This window comes from Nocardiopsis gilva YIM 90087, assembly GCF_002263495.1.
GTDB classification, from domain to species: domain Bacteria; phylum Actinomycetota; class Actinomycetes; order Streptosporangiales; family Streptosporangiaceae; genus Nocardiopsis_C; species Nocardiopsis_C gilva.
In genome coordinates, this window is sequence record NZ_CP022753.1 from 2,660,142 (window position 1) to 2,672,114 (window position 11,973).

The following is an 11,973-nucleotide window of genomic DNA, read 5'->3' on the forward strand; positions in this document are numbered from 1 at the left end:
CCAGAGAGTGGGTCGGAGTCCGACCGTGAGCATCGTCCAGACCGTCCTCATCATCATCCTGCAGCTGTTCATGCTGGTGTTGATTGGCCGGCTCGTCTTCGAACTCGTACAGTCGTTCGCCAGATCCTGGCGACCCAGCGGGTTCGTGTTGGTACTGGCGGAGACGACGTATACGATCACCGATCCACCGCTGAGGTTCCTGCGCCGGTTCATCAGACCCGTGCGTCTGGGGAGCGTGGCGCTGGACCTGAGCTTCACTGTCCTCTTCCTCTTCGTGGTGATCCTCATCCAGGTCGTGGCTTCGATCCAGTTCATCTAGGAAGGTCACGGATGCCGGATGGGTAAGCTCCGGTTCCGCTATGTGGTCTTGGTCATGAACTGGATTGCCGTAAGGTCACGATCAGGTAGCGTCCCTACGGATAGAGTCCAAGCGCGCCAAGGAGACGAGCATGCCGCTGACACCCGCGGATGTACGCAATAAGCAGTTCAGTACCACCCGGCTACGACCGGGGTACGACGAGGAAGAGGTCGACGCCTTCCTCGACGAGGTCGAGTCCGAGCTCGACCGGTTGATCCAGGAGAACGAAGAGCTCCGCGGCAAGCTCGCGGAGTGCCTGCGGGGCAAGGTGCCCAACGCAGGGATGCAGGACTTCCAGCAGGCGCCGCAGGAGCAGCTCCCCCCCGAGCCGCAGCAGCCGGAGCCCGCCCCGGCCCCCGCCCCTGCTCCGGCGCCGCAGGTCGAGCAGGCGATGCCGGCCATGGCCGCCAACATGGGCCTCCCGGGCGCCGAGGAGAACATGGACACCGCCGCGCGGGTCCTCGCTCTCGCCCAGCAGACCGCCGACCAGGCCATCTCCGACGCCCGCCGCGAGGCCGACGAGACCCTCGGCCGTGCGCGCCACGAGGCCGACGACATCCTCGGCAAGGCCCGCCGCCAGGCCGAGCAGATCGTCAACGAGGCCCGCGCCCGCTCTGAGAACCTCGACCGCGACGCCCAGGAGCGCCACCGCCAGGTCATGGGCTCGCTCGTGCAGCAGCGTGAGGAGCTGGAGCACAAGGTCAGCGAGCTCAAGGACTTCGAGCGCGAGTACCGCAGCCGCCTGAAGGACTACTTCGAGCGCCAGCTGCGCGAGCTCGCCGAGGGCGCCGAGCACAACGCGGCCAACCCCAACACCACCGGCGGCTTCCAGACGATGGCGCCCACCGGCGGAACCCCGGCGATGCCGGCCGCTCCGGGCAGTGGTGCCCCCACGGGCAACCCCTTCGCTCAGCCCGAGCCGGCCCAGCACGGGGGTTTCCACCCGGGTGAGGCCCCGCACGAGCGTCGCTGACGCGCGGGACCTCGATCCCAGCACACAACACAACGCCAATCCGTGAGTAAAGGCGCTCTCTTCCCGTGTTCATCCTCAGCCTCGTCACCCTTGTGGCGGCTCTGGTCGTCATCGCGGTGGCCGTGGTACTCGCAGAGACGACGCTGGTCTACATCGCTCTCGGGATGGGCGGCCTCGGCGCCGTTCTCCTGCTGATCGAGACGATCCGCCTCCGCAGGTACTTTGGCCTCCCCGGATGGAACGAACTCAGGGAGCGAGTGACCCCTGCTGCACAGGCCGCGCGGACGGACGGTTTGGGGAAGGCGTCCGTCCCCGCCGCGACTGGCCCCCCGGTCGCGACGGCACCGGCCACAGCCTCACCGGCGATGACCACACCAGCGGATCCCGCACCGGCCCCGACGCCGGTGCGGGCCCCCGCATCCGAGGGCACGCGCATGTGGCCGGGAGCCGCGGCCGCGAGCCCGCCCCCGGCCGCGCCTCCACCCGCGTCGGCGGAGCCGGAGCCCGCGGCCACAGCAGAGAACGAAGCGGAGGCACCCGACCCGGCGGTGTCCTTCCGCTACGTGATCCCCTCCGAAGGAAACTCCCAGCACCCCGAAGCAGCGGAGCCCGCCGCGGCGGAGACCCCCGAGTCTGACCCGTCCGCGGAGTCCCCCACCGTGCCCGAGGACGCGGCGGAGGACGAGCACGCGGAGACCACGGCCACCGGCAGCACCGACGAGAGCGCCGAGAACGACGCTCCCGCAGCCGTGGCCGAGGTGGAGACAGAGACTTCGGCCGACGAGCCGGAACCCGCGACCGACACCGCGACCAGCTCCGAAACCGAACAGGCCGAGCAGGAGGCGCCGGACCAGCCGGACGCCCACGAGGCCGACGACGGCGAGGACACCTCCTTCGGCGCCTTCGTCCAGCGCCTGCAGCAGGGCGACCCGGCAGAGAGTGAGCCCGCTGAGCCGGAACCCGGAGAACCGGAGCCCTCGCAGTCCGCGTCCGCGGACCCCGAGGAACCCGACGCCGAACCGGTAGCGCCGGACGCCACCGACGAACCGGACGCCACCGACGAAGCCGAGAAGGCGACCGCCCCGGACAGCGACACCGGCGACGAACCCGAGGCCGCCGACGACGCCGCGGACCCGGACCCCGAGCAGCAACCGCCGGAAGCCGAGAGCACGCCCGCGCCGGAACAGTCCGACGACACCGTCGATGAAACCCCGACCACGCCCGCGGCGGAAACCACCGCGGCGGACCCGGCCGCCGAAAGCGATGAGTCCGGGGACGACGAGGCGACAGCATCGGATACGGCCGCCGCAACGGACACAGAAACCGACGCCGCTACCACCACGGACGCGGAACACGCCGACGAGCCCCCGGAGCCCCCTGACGCCGAGTCGTCTGCGGAGACATCGGACGAGCCTGACCAGGCAGAGGCGGAGACCACCTCGGACACCCCGACCGATGACGCCGAGGATGAAGACCCGGAGGCCACCACCGTGCTGAAGCGCCCGGGCGACGGCGGCAGCTAGCCCGAAAGGGTCTGCTGGGCGGCCTTGTCGGCGGTCGTCCTTATCCGGTGTTCTTGGGTGGAAAGCGGCAGCGAGGTCGGAGGGGGCTGGGGCGCCGGTCCTCTAAGGGGTGCGGCGGGGCCGGGCCGACGTCGGGGGCCTGCGCCGCTGGAAGCTGCCCGGCCCGCAACGGGGGCGGCGCCGAGTGGCGGGGGCCGCTCCTCTCCTGGCGGGTGCAGCCGGGGCCCGCAAGCCGGGTTAGGCACTGTCCGGAATCCCTTCTGGCGATGATTATGGGAACGGTCCCGGTTCTGTCCGGTTTGCCCGAAGAATTGCCATGATCATCGGCGGAGGGGGCTCGGGGCTCCCGTATGGCGGAAGCACTCTCACGTCCAGCGGAAACGCGGCATTCCGGCCCGCCCGCTACTGGCGTTTCACCACCACGCTAACCCCTGTCTCCGTTGATCTCGGCGATATCGACCGAATGCCGGTGAGTATTCGGTCGATATCGCCGAGATCAACGGAAGGGCAGGGCGGATGGCGCTTTCCCTCCGCCCGGCCCCACCCCACCCCGTCCCGCCCGCGAGCCGACAGGGGCGCCCCGGCCCCTACGCCCTCGGTGCCGCCGTCGAGGCCCGACCCGTGGGACGACAGGGGCGCTCCACCCCCGCCTCCTCGTCGCTGCCGCCTTTGCCGCCCCACCAGGGGGCTGACCGGCGGTGCGGGCCGCCGACGCTGGCCCATCCCGCGAAAGGCCGGGAGCGCTCACGCGCTCCCGGCCTTTCCCCTGTTCCCTGGCCCCTCGGCTACTCCGCCTTGCGGAGCCAGAAGGTGACGCCCAGCTCCTCCGAGGACACCTCGTGGGCCTCGCCCGCGGGCTTGCCCTCGCTCAGGGAGCGGGCCAGGACCTCACCGGAGATGGTCTCGCCGTGCTCGGCCACGGCCTGTGCCGCGCTCTCGTCGCTGGCCGACCAGAACAGCTCGATGCGGTCGGAGATGTCCAGGCCGCTGGACTTGCGTCCGTCCTGGATGAGGCGGATGACCTCGCGGGCCAGGCCCGCGCGCTGCAGCTCCGGGGTCAGCTCCAGGTCCAGGGCCACGGTCTCGCCGTTCTCCGCGGCCACCGCCCAGCCCTCGCGGGGCTGCTCGGTGATCAGCACCTCGTCGGCGTTGACCTCCACCTGCTCGCCCTCGACCTCGACGTGCGCCCAGCCGGTCGAGCGCACCGCCTCGACCAGGCTCCGGGCGTCGGCCGCCTGGATCGCCTTCGCGACCACCGGTGTGCGCTTGGCGAACCGCTTGCCCAGCGCCCGGAAGTTCGGCTTGACCGTGTAGTCCACCAGGTCGCCGCCGACCGCCGACAGCGGGTCGAGCCGCACCACGTTCAGCTCCTCGGCGATCTGCGTCCGCAGCTGCTCCGGCAGCGCCTCGAAGCCCTGTGCGCCGACCAGGACCCGCGACAGCGGCTGGCGCGTCCGCACCGCGGAGTCGACGCGCGCGGCACGGCCCAGCTCCACCAGGCGGCGGGTGAGCGCCATCCGCTCCGACAGCTCGGTGTCGATCAGCTCGCGGCGCACCTCGGGCCAGGTGGTCAGGTGCACCGACTCCGGGGACTCCGGCCGCCGCAGCGCCGCCCACACGTGGTCGGTGATGAAGGGCACCATCGGGGCCATCAGCTGCGTCAGCGTCTCCAGCGCCTCATAGAGCGTGGCGAAGGCCGACGCGCCCTCCGGGGTGCTCGCGCCCGCCCAGAAGCGGCGGCGGGAGCGGCGCACGTACCAGTTGGACAGGTCGTCGACGAACGCGGTGAGCCGCCGCCCGGCACCCGTGGTGTCGAAGTTCTCCAGCGCCTCGTCGACATCGGCGACCAGCCGGTTGAGCTCGGAGAGCAGCCACCGGTCCAGCAGCGGGCGGTCGGCCGGGGCCGGAGCGTCGGCCAGCCGCTCGTGGCTCCAGGTCTCCCCGGCATTGGCGTACAGCGTGAAGAAGGAGACGGTGTTGTAGTAGGTCAGCAGGACCTTGCGGACGATCTCCTCCAGAGCCGCGTGGCCGACCCGGCGCGCCGCCCACGGCGAGCCGCTGGCCAGCATGAACCAGCGCAGCGCGTCGGCGCCGTGCCGATCCATCACCGGGATGGGCTCCAGGACGTTGCCCAGGTGCTTGCTCATCTTGCGGCCGTCCTCGGCGAGGATGTGGCCCAGGCAGACCACGTTCTCGTAGGAGGAGTGCCCGAAGACGAGGGTGCTCACGGCCATGAGCGAGTAGAACCAGCCGCGTGTCTGGTCGATGGCCTCGGCGATGTACTGGGCCGGGAAGTTGGCCTCGAAGGTCTCCGCGTTGTGGTGCGGGGCGCCCCACTGCGCGAACGGCATGGAGCCGGAGTCGAACCAGGCGTCGATGACCTCGGGGACGCGCCGTGCCCGCGCGCCGCACTCGTGGCAGTCGACCACCACGTCGTCGACGTAGGGGCGGTGCGGGTCGAGCGCGCTGAGGTCCTGTCCGGCCACCTCACCGAGCTCGGCCAGCGAGCCGACGACGGTGAAGTGCCCGGAGTCGCACTCCCACACCGGCAGCGGCGTGCCCCAGTACCGGCTGCGCGAGAGCGCCCAGTCGATGTTGCCGCGCAGCCACTCGCCGAACCGGCCCTCCTTGACGTTCTCCGGGAACCAGGTGGTCTGGGCGTTCTGCGCGAGCAGCTCGTCCTTGACCGCGGTGGTCTTGATGTACCAGGACGGCAGCGCGTAGTAGAGCAGCGGGGTGTGGCAGCGCCAGCAGTGCGGGTAGCTGTGCTCGTAGGGCTCGTTGCGGAAGAGCAGCCCGCGGTCGGCCAGGTCGGCGACGAGCGCGGGGTCGGCCGTCTTGAAGAACTGTCCGCCGACCAGGTCCAGGTCCGCCTCGAACGTGCCGTCGCCGCGCACGGGGTTGACCACCGGCAGCCCGTAGGCGCGGCAGACCGCCATGTCGTCGGCGCCGAAGGCGGGGGCCTGGTGGACCAGACCGGTGCCGTCCTCCACGGTGACGTAGTCGCCCAGGACGATGAAGTGCGCGGGCTCGGCGAAGTCGACCAGCTCGAAGGGGCGCTGGTAGGTCCAGCGCTCCATCTCGGTGCCCTCGAAGCGCTCGCCGGTGAGCTTCCAGCCCTCGCCCAGGACCTTCTCGACCAGCGGCTCGGCCAGCAGCAGGCGCTCGTTGCCGTCGGTGGCCACGACGTAGGACACGTCGGGGTGCACGGCCACGGCCGTGTTGGAGACCAGGGTCCACGGCGTCGTGGTCCACACCAGCATCGAGGTGGGGTGGTCGGGACTGGCCAGCGGCCCGGAGGTCACCGGGAAGCGCACGAACACCGAGGGGTCGGTGATGGTCTCATACCCCTGGGCCAGCTCGTGGTCGGAGAGCGTGGTCCCGCAGCGCGGGCAGTAGGGGCTGATCCGGTAGTCGCGGACCAGCAGCCCCTTGTCCCAGATGGTCTTCAGCGCCCACCACACCGACTGCACGTACTCGGCGTCCATGGTGCGGTAGGCCTGGTCCAGGTCGACCCAGTAGCCCATCCGCTCCGTCATGGCGCGGAAGTCCTTGACGTTGCTGAGCACGTGCTCGCGGCAGTGGGCGTTGAACTCGGCGACACCGAACTCCTCGATGTCCTTCTTGCCGCTGAGGCCGAGCGCCTTCTCGACGGCGACCTCGACCGGCAGGCCGTGGCAGTCCCACCCGGCCTTGCGGTCGACGTGGAAGCCCTTCATCGTCTTGAAGCGCGGGAAGACGTCCTTGAACGCGCGGGCCTCGACGTGGTGCACGCCGGGCTGTCCGTTGCCGGTCGGGGGCCCTTCGTAGAAGACCCAGCTCGGGCCGCCGCGCGTCCGCTCCAGGGAGCGCTCGAAGACCTTCTGCTCCGACCAGCGCCGCAGCACCTCGTGCTCGACCTTGGGCAGATCGACCTGGGCCGGGAGCGCCGGGAACGGCCGGGCGGCGGCGGGTTGTTCGTGAGACACCTCGTGCCCTTTCCATCAGGAGCGTTCACCTGATGGAGGGACGAGGCTCGGCGGCCCCGCGGTACCACCCTCCTTGGGCGACGCCTCCGCACGAAGGGCGCCCCACTTCATTCCTGCCGCGGCCGGGTCTACTGGGCCGGGCGCGCGTCGCATCGCGGCTCCGGCCGTTCTTCCGGCGGCTCCGGGGTGATCTTCCCGACGGGCATACCCCCGGGCTCCCACCATCCCCGGGTCGCTTGAGGGCTGTTTCCGACGGTACTCGTCCCCATCCACGCCTTGCTGTCTCGAGGATAGCCGAACCCGCACGCCGCCTCCCGCCGTTTTCCGCTCCGGATATCCGCGCGGCTCCGTACGCGAAGGGGCGGTGGCGGCGAAGCCGCGGTGCGGGGACGGGCATACTGGCCTGCCGGGACGGCGACGCGCCGCCGGTCCGGCCGAGACGAGCGACACGCGAAGGGCGGATGCGACATGGGTGAGGCGAAGGGCACGGGCACGGTACTGGTCACGCTGCCCGACCGCGAGGACGCCGAGGAGCTGGCCGAGCAGCTGAGCGGGCAGGGCTACGAGCCGTGCGCCGTGCACCGCGACATGCTGGCCGGTGAGGACGACGCCGAGGACGCCGACTGGGTGATCGAGGTGCACACCGGCCCGCACGGCGGTCCGGCCACGTTCGACGAGCCGCACCTGGCGCGGCTCGCGGAGGACTACGGCGGGTTCGCCGTCGCCGATTGAGCGCCGCGCGGGCCGGTGTGCGACCGGTCGACGGCGCGGGCGCCCGGAGCCCCGGCGAATCGGAACCCCGGAACGTGGGAACACATGAGGGAAAGAACCACCGTGTGCCTGTTGCGTCGTGTCGGTTGAATCGCCCTTCGGTGGGCGTTTAAGCTACCCGGCATTGCGTGGACGGACGCGGGGTAACCGTGATGTTCTCGCAGGTCGATAGGGGGATATCGGGGACCGTCGCACGCGTGTGGGCGGTCGTGCGCAAACAGGAGCCGGATGGTGTCGAAGACCACGGCGAGGACGGCCGGGGCCGCGCAGGGGCTCCGTGGGGCAGAACGTGAGGGGAACATGGGCGTGACCGAGGCCTCCGGGCTTCCCGTCCGCGAGGGGGAGAGCCCATGGACCGAGGCGGAGCTCACCGCCGTGCGCCAAGAGCTGGAAGACGAGATGGCGCAGCTGCGGGAGGAGATCGCGGATACCGAGTCCAAGCTGGCGGAGCGGCTCGCCGACTCCGTCGACGGGGCCGGTGACGACCCGACGGACACCGGTGCCAAGGCCTACCAGCGCGAGCACGACCTGGCGCTGGCTTACAATACTCGTGACCTGCTTGCCCAGAATGAGCGGGCGGTCAAGCGGATGGACGCGGGGACCTACGGGGCCTGCGAGTCGTGCGGCAAGGCCATCGGCAAGGCCCGGCTGCAGGCGTTTCCGCGGGCCACATTGTGCGTGCAGTGCAAACAGCGCGAGGAGCGTCGCTGAGTGACATCGAGCCCTCCGGGGACAAACATCGGACGGTGAACGGACCCGCCGCGAACAAGCCGCGGCGGTTCGTTCTTTTGCTGACCCTGGCGGTCGTCGCGTTCGTGGCCGACTTCGCCAGCAAGGAGATCGTGCTCGCGCAGCTCCTGCCCGGAGAGACCGTGTCGGTCGTCGGGGAGCTGCTGCGGCTGACCCTCGTCTTCAACTCCGGCGCCGCGTTCTCCATCGGAACCGGCATGACCTGGCTGTTCACCCTGATCGCCAGCGTTGTGGCGATCTACATCGTGCGCGTGGGGCGCAATCTGCGCAGCACGGGGTGGGCCATCGCGCTCGGCCTGATCCTGGGCGGCGCGACAGGTAACCTCTACGACCGGTTCTTCCGGCCCCCCGGCCCGCTGTACGGCGAGGTCGTCGACTGGATCCAGCTCCCGAACTGGCCGGTGTTCAACCTCGCGGACTCCTGCATCGTGGTCGGCGGCGTCCTCGCGGTCGTCCTGGCCTTCCGGGGCATCAACATCGACGGAACCCGGGAGTCCGACGCCGAGGCCGATACTGGGGACAACGGGACCGGAGAGGGGAACGGCCAGGACGAGTCCGCCGCCACCCCCACCGCGCCGGAGGGCCCCGCGGCGGATGAGACGGAGGCGGCAGACACTGACGCCAGCGAGCAGCACCGCGCACGCGACAACGGCGCGGACGAGGGAGACCGGACGTGAGTGACCAGCGCAGTATGCCCGTACCGGACGGGCTGGAGGGCGACCGCCTCGACGCGGCCATCGCCCGCATGTTCGGACTGTCCCGTACACGTGCCGCCGAACTGATCGTCGACGGCAACGTGCTCGTGAACGGAGGAGCGGCGGGCAAGTCCGACCGCGTGCAGGCCGGATCCTGGCTGGACGTCACCCTCCCGCCCCCGCCCACCGCGCCCGTCCCGCGCCCCGAGCCGGTGCCGGGGCTCGGCATCGTCTACGAGGACAGCGACATCATCGTCGTCGACAAGCCGATCGGCGTCGTGGCCCACCCCACGGTGGGATGGACCGGACCGACGGTGCTCGAAGGGCTCCTCGCGTCGGGCGTCCAGCTGACCACCAGCGGCGCCGCCGAGCGGCAGGGCATCGTGCACCGGCTCGACGCCAACACCACCGGCCTGATGGTGCTGGCCAAGAGCGAGGCCGCCTACAGCGTGCTCAAGCGCGCCTTCAAGGAGCGGACCGTCGACAAGCGGTACCACACGCTGGTCCAGGGCCACCCGGACCCGCTGCGCGGCACCATCGACGCCCCGATCGACCGCCACCCCTCCGGCGACGGCCGGTTCGCGGTGGTGGCGGGCGGCCGTCCGTCCGTCACCCACTACGACACCCTCGAGGCGTTCCGCGCGGCCAGCCTCCTGGAGATCAAGCTCGAAACCGGCCGCACGCACCAGATCCGCGTGCACATGGCGGCCATGCGCCACCCCTGCGTCGGCGACTACCTCTACGGCGCCGACCCCACCCTCGCCGACCGGCTCAACGTGCGCCGGCAGTGGCTGCACGCGGTGCGCCTGGGCTTCGACCACCCGACCCAGGGCCGCCTCATGGAGTTCGAGAGCCCCTACCCGGACGACCTCGCCAAGGCCGTCGAACAGCTCCGCGAGGACTAGCGGGACCTGCCCTGTTCATGAGGGCGGAGTCGGCGCGCCGTCCGTTCGGGGGCGGCGCGGCCGCAGGGACCCGTGGGACAGTGCGGCGCCGAGGATGATGATCGCCGCTCCGACGGGTTCGTTCCAGACCAGCGACTCGCCGAGGATCACCACACCGGCGACGACGGCGACGATGGGCGCGACGTAGGTGACGGTGGAGGCGATCGTCGCCCCGGCCGCGCCGATGATCGCGTACTGCAGGACGTAGGCCAGGCCGGTGCCGAGCGCGCCGAGCGCTGTCACCGCCAGGATCACCCGCAGCGGCAACTCTGGTGGCATGTCGGTGGCCAGCGGGGTGATGATCAGCAGTTGCGCCGTCCCGGCGAGCAGCTGCGCCGTCGCGAGCTCCACGTTGGTGTGTCCGGTGCCGGTGAGGAATCGGCGCAGGTAGGGCGTGCCGACGCCGTAGCAGACGGCGGCGCCTACGGCGAGGAACGCGCCGGTGTTCCCGGCCCCGGCGAACCCCGTCCACACACCGAACACCACCAGCACACCGGTGAACCCGATGACCAGCCCGACCAGCCGCGCGCGGGTCGGCCGCTCGTCGGAGAGCAGGAGTAGCGAGAACCCCACGGCGAACAGCGGAGTGGCGGCGTTGCAGATCCCGGCGAGCGCCGAGGGGATCAGCTGTTCCGCGTAGCCGAAGAGCGTGAACGGCAGCACGTTGAGCAGGAAGGCCGCCACCGACAGGTGCAGCCAGATCCGTGGCGATCGGGGGAGGCGTCCCCGGCGCAGCAGCACGACGGCGGCGAGCGGGAGCGCGCCGGTCGCCATCCGGCCGAGCGTGATCTGCAGCGGTTCGAGGGCCTCCGTGCCGATCTTGATGAACAGGAAGCTCATCCCCCACACCAGAGCGAGGAGCAGGAACTTCGGCTTCCAGCCGGAGAGCAGGGCGAGAGGGGAGCGCGGGGGAGAGGTGGACCCGAGGGGCGGAACGGCACCGGAGGGAGCCGCCCCGCGGTCGGCGGTGGACGTCATGCGACGTTTGTACCGTTCACTCTTTCGTTAGGTCTACTTCAATCTTCTTAAGAACAGTCTTAGTATCGCTTACATGTTGAGTGTCGATCGTATGCGTGTTCTGCACGCCATCGCGGTGAACGGGTCGCTCACCGCGGCCGCCGAGGCCCTGCGGGTCACCAACTCGGCCGTCTCCCAGCAGCTGAGCAAGCTGGAGCGGGAGGTCGGCCAGCCCCTCGTGCAGCGTGACGGCCGGGGCGTACGGCTGACCGAGGCCGCCGAGCTCCTGGTCGACCACACCGGACACATCCTGTCGCTGGTCCGCCAAGCAGAGGCCGACCTGGAGGCGCACCGCGACACGGTGCTCGGCCACCTGCGGCTGGCGTCGATCGCGACGGCGGCGCGCGACCTGGTCCCACCGGCGCTCGTCGCCCTGCGCGAGACCCACCCGGGGCTGCGCGTGAAACTCGACGAGCTGGAACCGGACGAGAGCGTGCCCGCGGTGGCGCGCGGGGACGCCGACCTGTCCATCGTGGTGGACTGGGACGGTGCCCCGGTTCCGCTGCCCGCGGGCCTGCAGCGGGCGCCACTGATGGAGGACATCGCCGACATCGCGCTGCCGGCCGACCATCCGCTGGCCCACCGCGACCTGGTGGACCTCGACGAAGTGCTCGGCGAGCCGTGGATCAGCTGGACCAAGGGATCCATCTGCGACGACTGGCTGCACCAGACCCTGCGCGCCCGCGACGTGGAACCCGACATCGCGCACAGTGTCGAGGAGCATCAGACCAAGTTCGCCATGATCGCCGTCGGCCTCGGCGCGGCCATGATGCCCCGCCTCGGACGCGACCCCGTCCCCGAGGGCGTGCGCGTGGTCCCGGTGCAACCGGCCCTGGTCCGCCAGGTCTATGTCGTCTGGCGGGCCGACGCCGCCCGTCGGCCCGCGATCCGTGCCACGGTCCGCGCCCTGCGCGAGGCGGCCGCCGTGTACCGGGACTGACCGGGCCGGGCCCAACTGGGCTCGGCCCGGGGCT

The 11,973-nt window shown here is 70.9% G+C and carries 10 protein-coding genes; 8 read left to right on the forward strand and 2 right to left on the reverse strand.

The window, feature by feature from the left end; translation table 11 throughout:
- Positions 1–25: 25 nt before the first annotated feature.
- The 3 genes from CDO52_RS12130 to CDO52_RS12140 all read left to right on the forward strand — a co-directional run bounded on the left by CDO52_RS12130 (position 26) and on the right by CDO52_RS12140 (position 2,854).
- Positions 26–319, forward strand: coding sequence for a YggT family protein (locus CDO52_RS12130; protein WP_017616976.1), 294 nt, complete (start codon positions 26–28; stop codon positions 317–319).
- Positions 320–449: 130 nt separating this feature from the next.
- Positions 450–1,331, forward strand: coding sequence for a DivIVA domain-containing protein (locus CDO52_RS12135; RefSeq protein ID WP_094932388.1), 882 nt, complete (start codon positions 450–452; stop codon positions 1,329–1,331).
- Positions 1,332–1,396: 65 nt separating this feature from the next.
- Entirely contained in the window at positions 1,397–2,854 is a 1,458-nt protein-coding gene (locus CDO52_RS12140; RefSeq protein ID WP_094932389.1) for a midas domain-containing protein, read from the forward strand.
- Between the two features lie 785 nt (positions 2,855–3,639).
- Here the strand turns inward: CDO52_RS12140 and ileS are convergent.
- Complete coding sequence (ileS, locus tag CDO52_RS12145) at positions 3,640–6,822, reverse strand: isoleucine--tRNA ligase (protein WP_017616973.1); 3,183 nt, start codon at positions 6,820–6,822, stop codon at positions 3,640–3,642.
- Positions 6,823–7,290: 468 nt separating this feature from the next.
- On the opposite strand from ileS, the gene CDO52_RS12150 reads away from it, so the two are divergent.
- The 4 genes from CDO52_RS12150 (at position 7,291) to CDO52_RS12165 (ending at position 9,943) form a co-directional block, all read left to right on the forward strand.
- On the forward strand, positions 7,291–7,554 hold the full coding sequence (locus CDO52_RS12150; protein ID WP_094932390.1) for a hypothetical protein: 264 nt from the start codon (positions 7,291–7,293) through the stop codon (positions 7,552–7,554).
- 339 nt (positions 7,555–7,893) lie between these two features.
- The gene (locus CDO52_RS12155; protein ID WP_017616972.1) at positions 7,894–8,304 is read left to right on the forward strand and encodes a TraR/DksA family transcriptional regulator; all 411 of its coding nucleotides are present in this window, start codon (positions 7,894–7,896) and stop codon (positions 8,302–8,304) included.
- 35 nt (positions 8,305–8,339) lie between these two features.
- The gene (gene lspA / locus CDO52_RS12160; RefSeq protein ID WP_017616971.1) at positions 8,340–9,020 is read left to right on the forward strand and encodes a signal peptidase II; all 681 of its coding nucleotides are present in this window, start codon (positions 8,340–8,342) and stop codon (positions 9,018–9,020) included.
- Positions 9,017–9,943: an RluA family pseudouridine synthase gene (locus CDO52_RS12165; RefSeq protein WP_094932391.1), complete on the forward strand. Its 927-nt coding sequence runs from the start codon at positions 9,017–9,019 to the stop codon at positions 9,941–9,943. The genes lspA and CDO52_RS12165 overlap by 4 nt, the downstream gene beginning before the upstream one ends.
- A 15-nt stretch (positions 9,944–9,958) precedes the next feature.
- Here CDO52_RS12165 and CDO52_RS12170 read toward each other — a convergent pair whose 3' ends face one another.
- Entirely contained in the window at positions 9,959–10,960 is a 1,002-nt protein-coding gene (locus CDO52_RS12170) for a DMT family transporter (protein ID WP_017616967.1), read from the reverse strand.
- 73 nt (positions 10,961–11,033) lie between these two features.
- Between CDO52_RS12170 and CDO52_RS12175 the strand changes: the two genes are divergently transcribed.
- Positions 11,034–11,939: a LysR family transcriptional regulator gene (locus tag CDO52_RS12175; protein ID WP_026125453.1), complete on the forward strand. Its 906-nt coding sequence runs from the start codon at positions 11,034–11,036 to the stop codon at positions 11,937–11,939.
- The last annotated feature ends 34 nt before the right edge of the window (positions 11,940–11,973 follow it).